We start from the raw sequence: 17,039 nt of genomic DNA, 5'->3' as shown, positions 1-17,039 counted from the left end.
TTACGCCGTTTAATTTTTATTCAATAGTGGTATTTGTTTTGGATTAGAATCTTGTGGACTTTTTACCCACCATCCGCTCATTTCATTTTCCCCATTTACGATAATCATTAAATTAGGAGAAAAGATACAGGAAATATCAATTTTTGATGGGATTGTGGAATTGATTGGATGTGAATGCGCAGTACCTAGAACTTTTAACCTTTTAGATCTAGCCCATTTTTGAGCAAAGAGTTGTTCTCTTGGGTCTAAAGCAAATCGGTTCTTTTTGGATAATGTTTTTTGACGCATCTCTTCATATAAAAAAGTTGACTCAAAATTATTATTTATTTTATCTTCCCAGACATTGCAACAGGGCCAAATTAATTGAACTTGATAGATATTTGCTTTTTGATTATGTCTTATTTTCAATGATTTTCCTAGTAATAAGGCGCAACCTTCCTCTGGACTCACCGCTAGAAGGCTGTAAAGAAGAATTTGTTTCAAGTCTTCTTGAAATTCAATATGAGTTGGTATTGTCATTGAACTTTGTTGTGTTCGGTCCTCTCTCTATCAGGGTTCGGCATTATCTCTAAATCAATGTTGGCACTTAAAAGATTATTTAGATACACTCAATTCAACATTCAAATGTAAGAACTTGGTAATGTCTGATGTAAGTCCAGAGTCAAACCAAGACTCAACCACTGATACTACCCCTGATGGGCCAAGTATTTCAGAACGTGCTACTGACTTTATGGGTCAAGCAAATGAAATTCTTGGAAAAGTTGATTGGTCGCAAATGGGTAAATATGGCAAGGCTGCTGGGATTATTGCAGTTGTCATTATTGCTCAAATCATTATTAAGGTTGTAGTTGACACAGTGAATTTCTTCCCTTTATTGCCTGGATTATTAGAACTTTTGGGAATTGTTGTTGTGGGTCAGTGGAGTTGGCAAAATCTGACTACTAGCGAAAAACGGAATGCAGTAGTAGAGAAAGTTCAAAATCTTCGTAAAGAATATATCGATTAATTAGATTAATTTAGTCATTAGTTATTAGAGTATATTATCAAGTCTTTTCAATATTGATAGACACTCATGTTTGTAATAACCACCAAAAAGATTAGCGTGATTGAGTAAATGGTAAAGGTTATATATTTCAATTCTTTGATGAAAAGAAGAACTTAAAGGGAATACTTCTTCGTATGAAGAATAGAATTGCTTCGAAAAACCACCAAATAGTTTAGTCATAGCTATGTCAACTTCTCTATCTGCCCACCAGACAGCTGGGTCGAATAGAACCCCTTCACCTGTTTTATTAGTAGCAGCATTTCCTTTCCATAAATCTCCATGAACCAGTGATGGTAAAGGTTCATGTTCATTCAAAAAATTAGTTATTTTAGATAAGACCTTTTTGTTATCAAAATTTAGGCCCCATTTTGTTGCAATTTTCATTTGTGGTATTAAACGAAGATTGACAAAACATTCTCCCCAAGTTGATTCCCATCCTCCTATTTGAGGATTATTTCCTATAAATCCATCTTCACCCCATCCAAATCCTTCTGTATTATTTTTTGAGGTTTCTTTGTGAAGTAAGGCAAGGCCATGACCTAGTTTTTTTTCATCGCCTTCCAATAAATTAAACCAAGGTAGTATTAGTATTGAAGTATTTTTAATTTCTTGGATAGATAATGGTTTAGGAACTTTTATATAGGATGTATTCACTGCTTGGCTTAATACATCAAGACCTTTTGCTTCAAATTGAAGCATTGATGAGTTTTTGACAGATGTAGTTTTGGCGAATAATTGTCTACCTGTTTCTAAGTCAAGGCACCAAGCATCATGAATACACCCTCCATTTACAGGAATTACATTTGTGACTCTTTCTCCTTTTAGAGGACTTTCTGTGCGAAAAATTTCTTCTATAGTGATTTTTTGCATGTTCTCTTTGCTATTGGTGTATATAGATCATTATTGATATGTCTACTCAATCAGTCATTGTAATTGGTGGGGGTATTGCTGGCTTAACAGCGGGCGCCTTATTGGCTCATGAAGGCCAGAAGGTAATTATTTTAGAAGCTCATTTGCAACCAGGAGGATGTGCTGGAACCTTTAGACGAGGGCCCTATATTTTTGATGTAGGAGCCACACAAGTTGCTGGACTCGAACATGGTGGTATTCATGATCGAATATTTAGATATCTAAAGTCTCCTGCACCTGTTGCGACAATTCTCGATCCAGCATGTGTTGTAAATCTTGGTGATGATAGTGAATCAATTGTGCTTTGGCATAGTCAAAAAAAATGGGAAAACGAACGCGAAAAACACTTTCCCGATAGCCAACTTTTTTGGTCTTTATGTAGTGCATTACATAAGAGTAATTGGTCTTTTGCAGCTAATGACCCTGTATTACCTTGGCAAACTTTTTGGGATTTAAAACAATTTTTTAAGGCTAGCCGATTGATGAATTTCGTGAGTGGAATTTTTAGTAAATCCTCTATGGCTGACCTCCTTTGGCTATGTTCTTGTGCTCATGATCAACGATTAAGAAAATTCTTAGACTTGCAGTTAAAGCTTTATTCACAACAACCTGCAGACTCTACAGCAGCTTTATATGGAGCGACTGTCCTTCAAATGGCTCAGGCCCCTCTTGGTTTATGGCATCTGAAGGGATCTATGCAAAAACTTAGTGACAACTTGTTGACTCCTTTTAGACGAGATGGGGGCAGCTTACTTTTAGGTCATAAGGTTGTAGGGTTAGAATTGAATGCTACTTCAAAGCTATGGCAGGTAGATGTTAGAAAGCATAAAGGCACTACATTGCGTTTTCAAGCGGAACATTTGATTTGTACACTACCGCCTCAGTGCCTTTTGAATTTGATGTCCAGGAACTCATGTTTACCAAAAGAATATGAGCAGAGAATTCAAGAATTATCACAACCTAGTGGAGCGATTGTTTTTTATGGAGCACTTGAGCGTAGGCATCTTCCATTACATCATTCTAGTCATTTGCAATTGATGCTAAATAATCCAGGACCATTGTTTATCTCAATTAGCCAAGATGGAGATGGTCGTGCTCCTTTAGGTCAAGCGACTGTGATTGCCAGTACTTTTGCAGATTCAGATTTTTGGACTTCTTGCATTGATATTGACTACCAAAAACATAAAGAAATTACCTTAAATAATATTCTTCAAGCTTTACATTCAACCTTGAATATTGATCTTCGATGCTGGTTGCATAAGGAGTTGGCGACACCAAAAAGTTTTGCTAGATGGACAGGTCGTCCAAAGGGTATTGTTGGAGGATTAGGTCAAACACCAAGTAATTTTGGCCCTTTTGGTTTATCTAGTCGAACTCCTATGAAGAATCTTTGGCTTTGTGGAGATTCAATTTATCCAGGAGAAGGGACTGCAGGAGTAAGTCAATCATCTTTAATGGTTTGTAGACAATTGATGGCTATGAAAGGTCGAGAATTACATTTACCTCGATAATTATTTAATTAGAAATAAAATCTGGCCTATTTAGTTGAGTGGATTTCAGTTCTTTATATAAAGCTTCCCATTGTTTAGAGTGAATCATTGCTGTCAGTTCCGTAATTGATGAGTTATATGTATGTAGTGCTTCTAGCAGTGATGCAGTATTAGTTTCCGCCATAGCTAAACCAAGTTCAGGGTTCCCCCCTCCGACTCGAGTAGTGTCTGCAAAACCACTTGATGCAATTGATTTAGTTAGTTCCAGTAAAGCAGTATCCTCTTGTCGATTAACAGCTTTTAGTAATGCGGCGCTTATAAATACCGGTAAATGAGAGATGAGGGCTACTGCTTGATCATGTAATTGAGCATCGGCTGTAATCCAGTTACTTCCCAAAGCAAGTGCCAACTTATAGACAACTTCTAATGCTTCTGGATCAGTTGTGCGGTCAGGTGTTGCAATCCAAGGACGATTCTGAAATAAATTTTTCTTACCAGCATTTACGCCAGAATCAGTTGTTCCAGCCATAGGATGGCTGCCGATGAATTTAGGGTGTAACTCTTTCCATGTTGTTATTACAGGTGTCTTCACTGACCCCACATCTGTAATTACTGCATTTGGAGGTAGTGCATGAATTAAGTCTGTTGTTGGTTTGATTAGTTGAGAGAGAGGTAATGCCAGAATTATTAATGAGCAATTAGAAATTATTTGGGGGTCCAGACTGATAAATTGGGCTAAGTTTCTTTTTTTTGCTTGTTCAAGTGTTTGTGATCGATTCACAAGACCATATACTTCATAACCTAATTTTTGAAGATCAAGTCCTATAGAACCTCCAATTAGACCTAGCCCTACTATTCCAACGCGTTCTAACCCCATTATTCTAGAGAGTGCTCCTTTGTCATTTTATTTTCACTTCAATATAGAATGGAATTTTGGTGAATTAGTGGGTGTTGCTCAATGATTGAGGCATATGCTCATAATTTCATAAAAAAACTTCTTAAGAAGGATTCTTTGGTTTGGCCTCATAATTTGACTTTGAGTAGATTAGTGGCAAGAAGCTTGCGGAGAAGAGATCGATCTATATTTAAACTTAAAGTTAATCATCACGATGATTATTGGTTAGGTCTACTTATCCCTCTTTGCTGGTATAGCTCTGATGTTGTCTTGCTTTTAACAGCAAAGCAAAAACAGCGATTATTTCAAGTTGAGATCCCAAGACTAAAAGATGAGGGAGTAAATCTTTCTATATGGGAAGGCAATACCCCCCCATTGGATGGACAGGTTTGGTTGGTTGATCATAAGGAATTATTGACTGCTCATCGTAAAAAATATCTCAAGGGAAAGCAATTAATTATTCCTGAGGCAGAACTGTTAAGTAAGAGATTAAGGGAGGCAATGGCTATGCAAATTTCTTCTGCTAATTGGGATACTCTTCGCAGGGCATATCCCTCCATTTCACTTGCCTTAATTGATTTACATGAACGCTTAACTAGGAAATTATTTGCACAATCTGTTCGATTAGATGGAGTCGTGCGATTGGATTTACAGGATGTTTTTGTGTTGAATGATTTATGTGGTTTAATGGGCCAACCTCCTTCGCCATGGTCGACAGTATTTGATGCTATTGGTCAAGGTTGGGCTAGTTGGACTGAACTTAATCATAAGGTTCTTGATTGGACTTGGCATTTACAACCTCTTGAACCATTGCAAATCCTTAACCAACTTTTTGTAGACAGTTCATTCATTATTTTGAGTGACTCATTATCCAATGAATTTGAGTTTTTATCTGAAATTATTAATGTGAATGTTCAATTAGGCGCTCAAATACATCAAGAACCATTGAAATTATTTGCACCTTTAAGACAACCTTTGCCGAATGCCGAATGTTTTGCAGAACATGTATTAGTTCAATCTCGTCGATTGATTCTAGGAAGACAGGGACTGACCATTATTATCTTGGATGATGATCAATTGCTTAGGAAATTAACTGCTGAGTTGGCTGCAGAATTTGGTAAAAGAGTTATTTATCAATCTACAGCTCCTGATTCTAATGGAGTTATTTGCTGCAGCTCTTATTGGTGGTTGACTTCTCAGGATCAACTACCTTCTCCAGAACAATTAGTAGTTGTTATATTACCAATAAGTAGTTTAGAATCACCTTTAACTTCAGCTAGAGTTGAAGCATTTAAGAAACAAGGATTGGATTGGTTTCGAGATTTGCTTTTACCTGATCTCCTAACGCTTTTGCCAAAATTAGTACTACCAGTTAGAAAAAATCATGGACGTATTGCTATTTTAGATGGACGTTTGCGTGCAAGGGTTTGGGGTGAAAAAGTTTTGGATGCTCTTGAGCCATGGATTCCAGTAGACCGTTTATTGCCTGATTAATAATAATGTTTAATTTTCGTGGTTATAGATAGACTGTTCATATCAATTTTAGATAATTGCAATTATTGACATGGGAGAGGCACGAAGGAGATCTTTTGAGGGACTCCCACCACGAAATACTAAAACAAAAAAAACTAGTAAAAATGACTCTCCACGGATTGTTCCTTGGCTCTCCGTTACAGAGAATCAAAGAACTCAGTTTATAGATTTTACTATTAAAGCTGGTTGGGTAGGTATAGCTATACTAATTTTGATTTGGCTAACAGTACGTATCGTTGGACCTGCAGCCGGATGGTGGATTCCGGCTGATTTGTGACTTATTGGTAGAGATTCGCGCTTTTAGGCAGCGTTAGAAACCTTTTTCATCACTGGTGTTGCTGCTGCTGTACGAGCGGCGGCAGCAAGGGGTCGCATGGAATTAGCGCTAACTTCAGAACCTTCTGTTAGTTTTTGACGGACTAATTTCTCTATGGTTTCTTTTGCGGTTGTATTTTCTTCAAGCCAAATAATTGTATTGTCTCGCCCTTGGCCTATGTTATCACCTTCGTAGCTATACCAAGCACCTTTTCGAGTGACAATATTGGTTTCTTCTGCCATGTCAAGTAAACATCCTAATGTGCTAATTCCTTTTCCAAACAAAATATCAAATTCAGCAATTCTGAAGGGAGGAGCAACTTTGTTTTTGGCAACTTTCACTTTAGCGCGTATGCCATATTCTTCGGTCCCTTTTTTAAGTGTTTGAATTCTGCGAATGTCGAGGCGTACAGAGGCATAAAACTTGAGAGCATTACCTCCTGTTGTTGTTTCGGGGTTCCCATAGGTGACACCTATTTTTAAACGTAGTTGGTTGAGAAAAATTACTGTGCATCCGGATTTACCTATATTCCCAGTAATTTTTCGCATTGCCTGGCTCATCAATCTGGCTTGACTTCCCACTGCATGATCCCCCATTTCCCCTTCAATTTCTGATCTAGGGGTTAGTGCTGCCACAGAATCTACAACAACTAAATCGACAGCTGTTGATCTGATTAATTGGTCAACAATTTCTAGTGCCATCTCCCCTGTGTCGGGTTGCGAGACTAAAAGATTTTCAACATCAACTCCTAAAGAAGCTGCATATACAGGGTCTAAAGCATGTTCAGCATCTACAAAAGCTGCTACACCACCTCGCTTTTGAACTTCCGCTATAGCATGCAAAGTGAGTGTTGTTTTCCCTGAACTTTCTGGCCCATAAATTTCCACAACCCTTCCTTTTGGATATCCTCCGCCTAGTGCTAGATCAAGCGTTAAAGCGCCAGTTGAGATGGTCTCCACACGCATCCTAGAAGCATCTCCAAGTCGCATGATTGACCCTTTGCCAAAATTCCGTTCTATTTGGCCAAGAACGAGGCTTAATGCTTTGTCTCTTTCTCCGGACTGCGTACCATTTGAACGGTAATCAGAACCAGAAGATGTGGTTGTTTTGACTTCAGCTGACATTGTGATTACTTGTGTGAATTAAGAGATAAGTTGTAAATTTGAATGAGAATGGTATACAGAACCATCGATTTTCCATCTACCCCCTCTATTAGTACAGACGTACGCTAATGAGTCAAGGCCAGTTTGCTAATGGGGACATTAAAGTTTTTGTTTTGAGTAAATGGATTCCTGAAGGAAGGTTGATTGAATCATTAGGTTTTAGATACCCCCAATTAGCTAAATAGCAAGGTATTGAATTTATTCCTGGAGTGTTCAAAATTGTTTCTAGAGTCACTCTTCTATCTTCTATGAATCCTTTTATAAGATGTTCTTTAGAAATATGAAATAAGACCTCAGACTTTGTGCCTGATTCGTAACCATATAAAAGTGTAGGGTGCAGGTTTAAATGTATTAATAGTTCTGAAGTAAATGCTGCACTTTTAGTTGTCAAGATAGCAAAAGCAATATTTTCATCTTTGAGGCAATTTAGTCTATCTACTACCCCAGAGAATGCTTTATGACTAGCTAACCATTTCTCTTTGTTATCTTTCAGAGCTTGTTGTCTTACATTATCAAGAGATTTTTGTAATTCTTGTGGATTCCATCCCCATTTGCTGAGGGCATTATCACAATTTTTTTTATATTCATCGGTAAAACTTTTTGCACCATTAATTACTAATGAACTATTTAAGTCCATTAGCTCTGCTGCAAGTAGAACCATTTCCCAACCATGGTTGACCCAAGGCCGTATTTGTTTAAAAGCATTAGGAATATCATGAGGTAATTTAAAGTTATGATTTCCTTCCAGCATTTGCAGGCAGGCCTGTCTAGAACTACTCCAATATTCCAGAAGTCCATCGACAATGACTCCATCAAAGTCGAAAACCAAAATTGGTTGCAGTGTCACAAAAAGATTAATAAAACTGGGGCGCTAGGATTCGAACCTAGGAATGGCGAGACCAAAACCCGCTGCCTTACCGCTTGGCGACGCCCCATTGAGGGTTGAGTCTTTGAGTAAACTCTACTCTCTAGTTATACAAAATAATTGCACATTGTGGATTAACAACGTGCATCTCATCACCACATGATTTTCATCAATTGATTAGCTTGGTTCTGTTTATGGGGCTTTTTGATCAGCCGTGTGAGTTAATGCGTGGTCGAATATTGATTTTTTAGCCATGGGTTTATGAGTTCCTTGGCTAATTTGAGTGCTTTTTCCCAACCCTCTGGCCATTCAATCAGCTTTTTATTTTGAGCTTTAGCTTCTGTTAAGAAAGGTTGAATTAATTTTCTAGCTATTCCACCAAAAGCGATTCCTGCAATTCCATTTTGGTTCTCAAGATAATCAATGGTATATGCATTTGTCCCCCCAGCTAATTGAAGAGGTCCAGGCGGTGCTAATGCATGAATTTTTTTGAATAGTGAAATTGCTGACTTGGCACTGCTACGTCCTAGATCTCCTGTCATAGGTCGTCCATCTAGTTGCCAGAGGGGCTTTTGTTTGTAACGCCTTAAACATTCATGCCTGGACCATAATTCTTGTGAGAGGTCATAGGCTGTAATCCCATGGCCTTCCAAGCCGCAACTAACTGCAATTCTTTTTAAGTCAATATTTGATTGAACAATTGTTTTTACGGCATCCTCAAATTCATTTATTCGCCCTGGAGCAGTATGAATTTCAATGGCATCTGGGTTTGTTTTTGAGATTAGATGGCCCAAGTCTTGAATTTGCAACAGATTATCTTTTTCTTGGATGAGATCTAAAGGACAGACTGGTAAACAACGGCCACAGCCGTAACAACGATCTGGAATGATTCCTTTATCTTCTTCAATTGCGTTAGCTGGGCATACTTTTATGCATGGTTTTGAACATTCTGGGGGACAGGATTCTGGATTAAAAAAAGCTTTTCTAAAATGAAGATCTTTACCATCGCTTATAGAAAGCATTAACCAGGGCTTATTGCCTAATTTAGATTTTGCCCATTCCAGTCCTTCTTTGGCAGCTGTTGCAACTGCTAAATCCGCTGCTACATCTACACAGTTCACTCCTGCAGCTGCATAAATAGCACATAAGTCCGTAATGGAAGGCAGGTCTTCATTGCTTGCCCCACAAATGAGTTTGACCCAGTTCCCATGACGAAGCGCTATTTCATTAGAGCAATAATTTTGGTTCAATTGTTGGGAATTATTGATTGATAAAGTTCCGCATTGATTGCCATTCCAATGCTCTTGCACCTCCCATTTCTACTACCATTTTCAATTTAGAATCTTTTTCACATACATCACATAAGGAAAGCAATTCAGAATCAGATAAGACTTGACCTTCTAGCAACCAAAGTACAACAGGTTGTTTTGTTGCTAGTAATTCATGGACTTGAGGTATAACTTGTTGAACTTCTCCTAATGCCCCATTGCGTCCTACGTTTTGATGCCCTAAATGAGGTGGCCTTATTCCATGTAGTTTCAAGAGAAAAACTTCTGGATCCCCCAAACCTCTTACGGAGAGGATCTGCGTTCGATAGCCAGCTATTTTAAGACGTCTTAATAATCTTGTTTCAGATCCACCTTCTAAGGGGGTTTTTATTGCAAGACAGCCATAAGCCTCAAGTTCTTTTCTAAATTTTTGACCAGTTAGCAAAAGAGGCATTTTATTTAAATGGATTTTATTTATATCTATATATATATAGTTTTGCAGTTATTTGGAAATCTTTAAAGGGGGGCATTGGTGTATCCTAGTTAATCGCAGTATTTTTCTGTGCCCGTATGCTAGCCGGGCCTCCAGTAAATAGTGTGGTTCCAGCGTTTGCGTTGGTTCTATTTGGTTAGAACAGAAAGGTTTACTCCTTGCTGTCGAGAAACTAATCGAATTATTTTTTAATTTGACTAAGTCTCCACCAGTTGGTTTTTTGCTAGCCCTATACGAAGAAGAATTTTAAGTTCCTAATTTTTTAGGCTAATTTTTTAGCTTTTTCCAAGGGTGTGTAATTTAGCCAAATAATCCATTCAATTCTCAATTATGGGAATTTAACCAGCTGGCTTTATTTGTTTTATGTCAATTGGCATCCTAGGTAAAAAGTTGGGAATGTCCCAATTTTTTGATGATACTGGCATGGCTATACCAGTCACTTTGATACAAGCTGGCCCATGTCGCATCACACAAATTAAAACCGCAGCTACTGATGGTTATTCTGCTGTTCAGATTGCTTTTGGTGCTGTTAGAGAAAAGCTTGTAAATAAGCCTTTTCAGGGTCATTTATCAAAATCAGGCCAGGATCTTCTTCGTTATCTCCGTGAATATAGAGTTGAAGATTTGGGTAAATATGAATTAGGAGATCAAATAACAGTGTCTAATTTTGAGACTGGTCAAAAAGTAGATGTTAGTGGAACAAGTATGGGTAGAGGTTTTGCGGGTTATCAAAAAAGGCATGGATTTAGTCGAGGACCAATGAGTCATGGTTCAAAAAATCATCGCCAGCCTGGTTCTACTGGTGCTGGTACAACACCTGGAAGGATTTATCCAGGCAAGCGAATGGCAGGTAGGTATGGAGGGAAAAAGATTACAACGAGAGGCCTTATGATTATGAAAATTGATAGTGATCACAACCTCTTAGTAGTCAAGGGTTCTGTTCCAGGAAAACCTGGTTCTTTACTTAATATTCGGCCTGCAAATCGAGTGGGGTTAAATGTGTCAACAGGAGGTAAGTCATGACCAAGTGTTCGCTTCTCGATTGGCAAGGTAAAGAAACTGGAAAGGCAAGCCTTGATTTGAAAGTTGCAAAAGAAAGTACTGCACGTGATTTGATGCACAGGGCGGTCTTACGTCAACAAGCACATTCTCGCCAAGGTAATGCAAGTACTTTGACTCGTTCTGAGGTTAGAGGAGGTGGCCGCAAGCCTTATAAGCAAAAAGGTACTGGACGAGCTAGGCAAGGTTCGATAAGAACTCCTTTACGCCCAGGAGGTGGAATAATTTTTGGTCCTAAACCAAGAAAATACAATCTTGGTATGAATCGTAAAGAGAGGCGTTTGGCTTTAAGGACTGCTTTAATGGCAAGATTTAATGAGGTCAAAGCTGTTAAAGATTTTGGAGCCGAACTTTCCGTCCCTAAAACTAAGGAAATAAAAGATTTCCTTTTGCGTTTGGGTATTTCTTCTGAGTCGAAAGTGCTGATTATCCTCTATCAACCTTCTGAGATTATTAGACGATCTGTTAGGAACTTAGAAAAAGTTAAGTTGATTTCTGCAGAACATCTAAACGTTTTTGATTTATTAAATGCGAATTCCTTGATTATTGGCGAGGATGCCATAGCAAAAATTCAAGAGGTATATGGAGATGACTGAAATGTTTAATCAAAGACTTGCAGATGTGATTCGTCGTCCGCTGATCACTGAGAAAGCTACCAAAGCTCTGGATATTAATCAGTACACTTTTGAAGTTGATCCACGTGCTGCAAAACCTGATATCAAGGCTGCAATAGAACAGCTTTTTGATGTAAAGGTAATAGGTATTAGTACAATGAATCCCCCAAGACGCAGCCGAAGAGTCGGTCGTTTTTCTGGTAAAAGAGCCCAAATCAAGAAGGCTGTTGTCAGATTGGCTGAAGGTAATTCAATCAAATTATTCCCTGATTCTGAAAGTTAAAAATGGCAATCCGTACTTTCCGTCCCTATACGCCTGGCACCCGTACACGAGTTGTAACCGATTTCAATGAGGTTACTAGTCGAAAGCCCGAACGTTCTTTAGTTGTTTCTAAACATCGTTTGAAAGGAAGAAATAATAGAGGTGTTATTACTTGTCGGCATCGTGGTGGTGGTCATAAGAGGCAATATAGGATCGTTGATTTCCGTAGAAATAAACATGACATAGCGGCCAAGGTGGCAGCTATTCATTATGATCCACATCGCAATGCTCGTTTGGCATTACTATTTTATAGAGATGGTGAAAAAAGATATATACTTGCCCCTGCAGGGATTCTTGTTGGTCAAGAATTAATATCCGGCAAGAAGGTTCCTATAGAAGTAGGGAATGCAATGCCTCTGTCTTCAATTCCTTTAGGATCAAGTGTTCATTGTGTTGAGTTATATCCAGGCAGAGGGGCTCAAATGGTGCGTTCAGCAGGTGCAAGTGCTCAAGTAATGGCAAAAGAAGGCGATTATGTAGCTTTAAAGCTTCCTTCCACAGAAGTTCGGCTTGTTAGATCGGAATGCTATGCAACTCTTGGAGAAGTTGGTAATTCAGAAATTAGGAATACAAGTTTGGGCAAAGCTGGCCGACGACGTTGGCTAGGTAGACGGCCTCAGGTTCGCGGCAGTGTAATGAATCCTTGTGATCACCCACATGGTGGAGGTGAGGGTAGAGCACCAGTTGGTCGAGCTGGTCCTGTAACTCCTTGGGGTAAGCCAGCTCTTGGATTAAAGACCCGCAAGCGTAACAAACCTAGTAATAAGTTTGTTCTAAGGAAACGTCGTCGAGTCTCCAAACGTAGTCGAGGAGGGCGTGATTCTTGATCTTCTTCATCGTCATGTATTTCTCTTAATTCTCCATGGGACGTTCACTTAAAAAAGGCCCTTTCATTGCCGACAGCCTACTTAAAAAGGTTGAAAAACAAAATGATGATAATGACAAATCAGTCATTAAAACTTGGTCAAGATCTTCTACGATTCTTCCAATGATGATAGGTCATACAATTGCTGTACATAACGGCAAAACCCATATACCTGTCTTTATTACGGAACAAATGGTAGGTCACAAATTGGGCGAATTTGCTCCTACTAGGACTTACAGAGGTCATATGAAAGATAAAAAAGGAGGCCGTTAATGATGACTGATTCATCACTTTCTATTTCTAAGGCGCATGGACGTTTCATTCGAGGATCAGTGTCTAAAGTTCGACGAGTTTTAGATCAAATTCGTGGCAGAACTTATCGTGATGCTTTGATAATGCTTGAGTTCATGCCTTATCGTTCTACCGGACCTATTACCAAAGTCCTTAGATCTGCAGTAGCAAATGCTGAGAATAATCTTGGGTTAGATCCTTCATCATTAATTGTTAAAACTGCTTCTGCAGACATGGGACCTTCAATGAAACGTTATCGGCCAAGAGCTCAGGGCAGAGCATTTGCGATTAAAAAACAAACTTGCCATATCAGTATTGTTGTGGCTCCTGCTACTGAATCAATAACCTCGGAGGCTTCAAACTAATGGGACACAAAATTCATCCGAATGGATTGCGTTTAGGAATTACTCAGGAGCATCGTTCTCGTTGGTATGCATCCAGTAAGACTTATCCATTACTTCTACAAGAAGACGATAGGATTAGAGTTTTTATTCAGAAGAAATATGGAGCGGCTGGTATCAGTGATGTTTTAATAGCGCGAAAAGCAGATCAATTGGAAGTTGAATTAAAGACTGCTCGACCAGGTGTAATAGTTGGTAGGCAGGGCAGTGGTATTGAAGAACTCAGGTCTGGAATTCAAAAAACAATTGGTGATCGCAATAGACAGGTTCGAATTAATGTTGTTGAAATTGAGCGAGTTGATGCCGACGCTCATCTCTTGGCTGAATATATAGCTCAACAATTGGAGAAGAGAGTAGCCTTTCGTAGAACTATTCGGATGGCTGTTCAACGAGCTCAAAGGGCAGGCGTGCTAGGACTTAAAATCCAAGTTGGTGGACGTTTAAATGGCGCAGAAATTGCCCGATCGGAATGGACTAGGGAAGGTCGTGTCCCACTTCATACACTAAGAGCTGAGATTGATTATGCCAATAAGACTGCAAATACTACTTATGGAGTTCTTGGAATTAAAGTATGGGTTTTCAAAGGTGAAGTTCTTTCAAAAGAAGAGCAGCCTTTACCTGTTGGCGCAAGTCCTCGCAGGAAAGGTAATCGTAGGCCTCAACAATTTGAGGATAGATCTAATGAAGGTAAATAGGGAGGTATAAACATGCTTAGTCCAAAACGAACTAAATTCCGCAAACAACAACGTGGCCGAATGAGAGGTATTGCTACTAGAGGCAATAAAATTGCTTTTGGTCAGTTTGCTTTGCAAGCCCAAGAATGTGGCTGGATTACTTCTAGACAAATAGAAGCAAGTAGACGAGCGATGACTCGTTATGTAAAAAGGGGAGGTCAGATCTGGATTCGAATTTTTCCAGATAAACCTGTCACCATGAGGGCTGCGGAAACCAGGATGGGCTCTGGTAAAGGTAACCCTGAATTCTGGGTTGCAGTAATTAAGCCTGGACGAATCCTTTTTGAAATGGGTGGAGAGGAAATTACTGAATCAATTGCTAGGGAGGCAATGCGATTAGCACAGTACAAACTTCCAATAAAAACAAAATTTCTGGCTTTGGAAGAAGGTCAAAAACCTTCTCAAATGGGCAAGCCATCTTCTAGCCAAGAAATTTCAACCTCTAATGAAGATATAAAAGCTTCTGAAGAGAGTGTTAATACCCCTGGGAGTACATCAGTTTCTACTTTGGAGTCTTAAATTCATGGCTGAATTAGAAAAATCAGATGTTAATCAGCTTTCTGATAGTGAAATCAAAGAAAAGATTGACCTCACACGACGTGAGCTGTTTGATCTTCGATTTCAGCTTGCTACCAGGCAGTTAACAGAAACTCATCGTTTTAAGAAAGCTCGTGTCCAATTGGCTCAGCTACTAACGATTCAGAGCGAGCGAAGTCGCTCAACATCTAAAACCTAAAATCTTTTAAAACCATGGCTCTTAAGGAAAGGTTAGGCACTGTTGTTAGTGACAAGATGGACAAAACAGTTGTTGTTGCGGTAGTTAATCGCTTCCCTCATCCCATCTATCAAAAAACAGTTAGTAGAACCACTCGGTATAAAGTTCATGATGCTGAAAATAATTGCAAAATTGGTGACAGAGTTCGAATTACTGAAACTCGTCCTCTTAGTGCAACTAAGAGATGGACTGTTGCTGAAGTTGTTAAATCCACTAAGCAAGAACAGGAGGCAGCAAAATGATTCAACAAGAGTCTTATCTTACTGTTGCTGACAATAGTGGAGCAAGACGACTGCAGTGCATTCGTGTGCTTGGCTCCAATCGTCGATATGCTCATGTTGGAGATGTGATAGTTGCTGCGGTGAAGGATGCAGTTCCTAATATGGGCGTTAAAAAATCAGATGTTGTTAAGGCAGTTGTTGTTCGCACAAAAGCAACTCTGCGAAGAAATTCTGGTAACTCTATTCGCTTTGATGATAATGCGGCTGTATTGATTAACGAGGATAAAAATCCTCGGGGAACAAGGGTTTTTGGCCCAGTTGCCCGTGAGTTGCGAGAAAGAAACTTCACGAAAATTGTTTCCCTTGCTCCGGAGGTTATTTAAATGTTCAACGTTAAACAAACCAAAAAACCAGCTTTACCTATCAAGATGCGAATTCGTAAGGGAGATACAGTTCAGGTTATCAATGGTAAAGAGAAAGGAAAAACAGGAGAGGTTTTAAAAACCTTACCGATTCAAAACCGTGTAATTGTTCAAGGTGTGAATTTAAGAACTCGTCATGAGAAGCCAACTCAAGAAGGAGAATCAGGTCGAATCGTGACCGAGGAAGCATCATTGCATGCATCTAACGTCATGGTTTATTCAACTAAGAAAAAAGTCGCTAGTCGTCTTGAAGTTTTTGTTGATAAAGATGGCACAAAAAAAAGGCGACTCAAAAAAACTGGTGAATTGCTTGATTAATTCATCTGTTTGGCCAGTGTGTTTTCTGTTTACACCAAGCTCATCTCAATTCTGACAAAGACCAGAATTAACTACCAATCAATCATGTCACTAAAAAATCGTTATCGAGAAACTATTAGGCCTAAATTATTGAAAGATTTAGGATTTTCTAATATTCATCAAGTCCCTAAGGTTGTCAAAATCAACGTTAATAGAGGCTTAGGTGAAGCTGCTCAAAATTCAAAATCTTTAGAAGCTTCTCTTTCTGAAATGTCAACAATAACCGGGCAGAAAGCTCTTGTGACGAGGGCCAAAAAAGCCATTGCTGGATTTAAGATTCGTCAAGGAATGCCAATCGGCTGTGCGGTTACATTGAGAGGTGAAAGAATGTATGCATTTCTTGAGCGATTGATTAATCTTGCTTTACCAAGAATTAGAGACTTTAGAGGTGTTAGTCCTAGAAGTTTTGATGGGCGTGGAAATTTTTCGATAGGGGTAAAGGAGCAGCTCATCTTCCCTGAAATTTCGTTTGATAAAATAGATGCAATTAGAGGTATGGATATCACGATAGTTACAAGTGCCAATACCGATGAGGAGGGCCGCGCTCTTCTCAAGGAGATGGGAATGCCTTTCAGGAGTAATTGATTATGGCTAATCACGATCCGATTTCAGATATGCTTACTCGTATTAGAAATGCGAGTGAAAAACGACACGAAAACACTCGTGTTCCTGCTTCTAGAATGTCTAGGAGTATTGCAAAAGTCCTTCAGAATGAAGGCTTTATCTCTCAAATTAGTGAAGAAGGAGAAGGTGTGCAGAAACATCTTATTCTCCAATTGAAGTACAGCGGTAAGCATCGTCATCCAACCATTCGTTCGATGAAAAGAGTAAGTAAACCTGGATTGAGAATTTATAAAAATAATCGTGGTTTGCCAAAGGTTTTAGGTGGTTTAGGAGTTGCAATTATTTCTACTTCTAAAGGGGTCATGAGTGATCGAGATGCTCGTAAACAGGGCATTGGCGGAGAAGTTCTCTGCTACGTCTATTAATCAGGAGCTTTT

The 17,039-nt window shown here is 39.1% G+C and carries 25 protein-coding genes and 1 tRNA gene; 18 read left to right on the top strand and 8 right to left on the bottom strand.

Annotation, left to right across the window (positions count from 1 at the left end; genetic code table 11):
• Positions 1-9 precede the first annotated feature (9 nt).
• Positions 10-519, bottom strand: coding sequence for a M67 family metallopeptidase (locus O5636_RS05965; protein WP_269621905.1), 510 nt, complete (start codon positions 517-519; stop codon positions 10-12).
• Between the two features lie 121 nt (positions 520-640).
• Between O5636_RS05965 and O5636_RS05960 the strand changes: the two genes are divergently transcribed.
• Positions 641-1,006 (top strand): CAAD domain-containing protein, encoded by a 366-nt coding sequence (locus O5636_RS05960; protein ID WP_269621904.1) that lies wholly within the window; start codon positions 641-643, stop codon positions 1,004-1,006.
• Positions 1,007-1,030: 24 nt separating this feature from the next.
• Here O5636_RS05960 and O5636_RS05955 read toward each other — a convergent pair whose 3' ends face one another.
• Positions 1,031-1,915, bottom strand: coding sequence for a fructosamine kinase family protein (locus O5636_RS05955; RefSeq protein WP_269621903.1), 885 nt, complete (start codon positions 1,913-1,915; stop codon positions 1,031-1,033).
• 38 nt (positions 1,916-1,953) lie between these two features.
• Here O5636_RS05955 and crtD point away from each other — a divergent pair, with 38 nt between their 5' ends.
• A complete protein-coding gene (gene crtD / locus O5636_RS05950; protein WP_269621902.1) occupies positions 1,954-3,465 on the top strand; it encodes a C-3',4' desaturase CrtD in 1,512 nt (503 codons plus the stop codon).
• A 4-nt stretch (positions 3,466-3,469) separates the two neighbouring features.
• On the opposite strand, the gene O5636_RS05945 is transcribed toward crtD, so the two are convergent.
• Entirely contained in the window at positions 3,470-4,321 is an 852-nt protein-coding gene (locus O5636_RS05945; RefSeq protein WP_269621901.1) for a prephenate/arogenate dehydrogenase, read from the bottom strand.
• Positions 4,322-4,402: 81 nt separating this feature from the next.
• Here O5636_RS05945 and O5636_RS05940 point away from each other — a divergent pair, with 81 nt between their 5' ends.
• Entirely contained in the window at positions 4,403-5,833 is a 1,431-nt protein-coding gene (locus O5636_RS05940) for a helicase (protein ID WP_269621900.1), read from the top strand.
• Between the two features lie 70 nt (positions 5,834-5,903).
• Complete coding sequence (locus tag O5636_RS05935) at positions 5,904-6,149, top strand: DUF2839 domain-containing protein (RefSeq protein WP_269621899.1); 246 nt, start codon at positions 5,904-5,906, stop codon at positions 6,147-6,149.
• A 23-nt stretch (positions 6,150-6,172) separates the two neighbouring features.
• On the opposite strand, the gene recA is transcribed toward O5636_RS05935, so the two are convergent.
• The 5 genes from recA to ndhN all read right to left on the bottom strand — a co-directional run bounded on the left by recA (position 6,173) and on the right by ndhN (position 9,938).
• Complete coding sequence (gene recA, locus O5636_RS05930; RefSeq protein ID WP_269621898.1) at positions 6,173-7,312, bottom strand: recombinase RecA; 1,140 nt, start codon at positions 7,310-7,312, stop codon at positions 6,173-6,175.
• Between the two features lie 112 nt (positions 7,313-7,424).
• Complete coding sequence (locus O5636_RS05925) at positions 7,425-8,198, bottom strand: HAD family hydrolase (RefSeq protein WP_269621897.1); 774 nt, start codon at positions 8,196-8,198, stop codon at positions 7,425-7,427.
• Positions 8,199-8,214: 16 nt separating this feature from the next.
• A tRNA-Gln gene (locus O5636_RS05920) sits at positions 8,215-8,286 on the bottom strand.
• Positions 8,287-8,437: 151 nt separating this feature from the next.
• The gene (locus O5636_RS05915) at positions 8,438-9,466 is read right to left on the bottom strand and encodes an LdpA C-terminal domain-containing domain (protein WP_269623534.1); all 1,029 of its coding nucleotides are present in this window, start codon (positions 9,464-9,466) and stop codon (positions 8,438-8,440) included.
• Between the two features lie 10 nt (positions 9,467-9,476).
• A complete protein-coding gene (gene ndhN / locus O5636_RS05910) occupies positions 9,477-9,938 on the bottom strand; it encodes an NAD(P)H-quinone oxidoreductase subunit N (RefSeq protein ID WP_269621896.1) in 462 nt (153 codons plus the stop codon).
• Positions 9,939-10,340: 402 nt separating this feature from the next.
• On the opposite strand from ndhN, the gene rplC reads away from it, so the two are divergent.
• The 14 genes from rplC to rpsH all read left to right on the top strand — a co-directional run bounded on the left by rplC (position 10,341) and on the right by rpsH (position 17,027).
• On the top strand, positions 10,341-11,000 hold the full coding sequence (rplC, locus tag O5636_RS05905) for a 50S ribosomal protein L3 (protein WP_269621895.1): 660 nt from the start codon (positions 10,341-10,343) through the stop codon (positions 10,998-11,000).
• On the top strand, positions 10,997-11,632 hold the full coding sequence (gene rplD / locus O5636_RS05900; RefSeq protein ID WP_269621893.1) for a 50S ribosomal protein L4: 636 nt from the start codon (positions 10,997-10,999) through the stop codon (positions 11,630-11,632). The genes rplC and rplD overlap by 4 nt, the downstream gene beginning before the upstream one ends.
• Positions 11,625-11,933 carry a 50S ribosomal protein L23 gene (locus tag O5636_RS05895; RefSeq protein WP_269621892.1) on the top strand — a complete coding sequence of 103 codons (309 nt, stop codon included), beginning with the start codon at positions 11,625-11,627 and terminating at the stop codon, positions 11,931-11,933. The genes rplD and O5636_RS05895 overlap by 8 nt, the downstream gene beginning before the upstream one ends.
• 2 nt (positions 11,934-11,935) lie before the next feature.
• Positions 11,936-12,799 (top strand): 50S ribosomal protein L2, encoded by an 864-nt coding sequence (rplB, locus tag O5636_RS05890; RefSeq protein WP_269621891.1) that lies wholly within the window; start codon positions 11,936-11,938, stop codon positions 12,797-12,799.
• Between the two features lie 35 nt (positions 12,800-12,834).
• Positions 12,835-13,110, top strand: a complete 276-nt coding sequence (rpsS, locus tag O5636_RS05885; RefSeq protein WP_269621890.1) for a 30S ribosomal protein S19 — start codon at positions 12,835-12,837, stop codon at positions 13,108-13,110.
• A gap of 2 nt (positions 13,111-13,112) precedes the next feature.
• Positions 13,113-13,493 (top strand): 50S ribosomal protein L22, encoded by a 381-nt coding sequence (gene rplV, locus O5636_RS05880; RefSeq protein WP_420063789.1) that lies wholly within the window; start codon positions 13,113-13,115, stop codon positions 13,491-13,493.
• Entirely contained in the window at positions 13,493-14,224 is a 732-nt protein-coding gene (rpsC, locus tag O5636_RS05875; RefSeq protein ID WP_269621888.1) for a 30S ribosomal protein S3, read from the top strand. Before rplV ends, rpsC begins: the two co-directional genes overlap by 1 nt.
• 12 nt (positions 14,225-14,236) lie before the next feature.
• Entirely contained in the window at positions 14,237-14,782 is a 546-nt protein-coding gene (gene rplP / locus O5636_RS05870) for a 50S ribosomal protein L16 (protein ID WP_269621887.1), read from the top strand.
• Between the two features lie 4 nt (positions 14,783-14,786).
• Positions 14,787-14,999 (top strand): 50S ribosomal protein L29, encoded by a 213-nt coding sequence (rpmC, locus tag O5636_RS05865; protein WP_269621886.1) that lies wholly within the window; start codon positions 14,787-14,789, stop codon positions 14,997-14,999.
• A gap of 14 nt (positions 15,000-15,013) precedes the next feature.
• Positions 15,014-15,280 carry a 30S ribosomal protein S17 gene (rpsQ, locus tag O5636_RS05860; RefSeq protein WP_269621885.1) on the top strand — a complete coding sequence of 89 codons (267 nt, stop codon included), beginning with the start codon at positions 15,014-15,016 and terminating at the stop codon, positions 15,278-15,280.
• Positions 15,277-15,642 (top strand): 50S ribosomal protein L14, encoded by a 366-nt coding sequence (rplN, locus tag O5636_RS05855; protein ID WP_269621884.1) that lies wholly within the window; start codon positions 15,277-15,279, stop codon positions 15,640-15,642. The genes rpsQ and rplN overlap by 4 nt, the downstream gene beginning before the upstream one ends.
• 45 nt (positions 15,643-15,687) lie before the next feature.
• A complete protein-coding gene (gene rplX, locus O5636_RS05850; RefSeq protein ID WP_269623533.1) occupies positions 15,688-15,999 on the top strand; it encodes a 50S ribosomal protein L24 in 312 nt (103 codons plus the stop codon).
• An 84-nt stretch (positions 16,000-16,083) separates the two neighbouring features.
• Positions 16,084-16,623 (top strand): 50S ribosomal protein L5, encoded by a 540-nt coding sequence (rplE, locus tag O5636_RS05845; protein ID WP_269621883.1) that lies wholly within the window; start codon positions 16,084-16,086, stop codon positions 16,621-16,623.
• Positions 16,624-16,625: 2 nt separating this feature from the next.
• A complete protein-coding gene (rpsH, locus tag O5636_RS05840) occupies positions 16,626-17,027 on the top strand; it encodes a 30S ribosomal protein S8 (RefSeq protein WP_269621882.1) in 402 nt (133 codons plus the stop codon).
• Positions 17,028-17,039 lie beyond the last annotated feature (12 nt).

The sequence above is a fragment of the Prochlorococcus marinus str. MIT 0918 genome, assembly GCF_027359415.1.
Lineage (GTDB): Bacteria > Cyanobacteriota > Cyanobacteriia > PCC-6307 > Cyanobiaceae > Prochlorococcus_E > Prochlorococcus_E marinus_C.
Note: the sequence above shows the minus strand (reverse complement) of the source record. Positions and strands in the feature narration are given on the sequence as shown.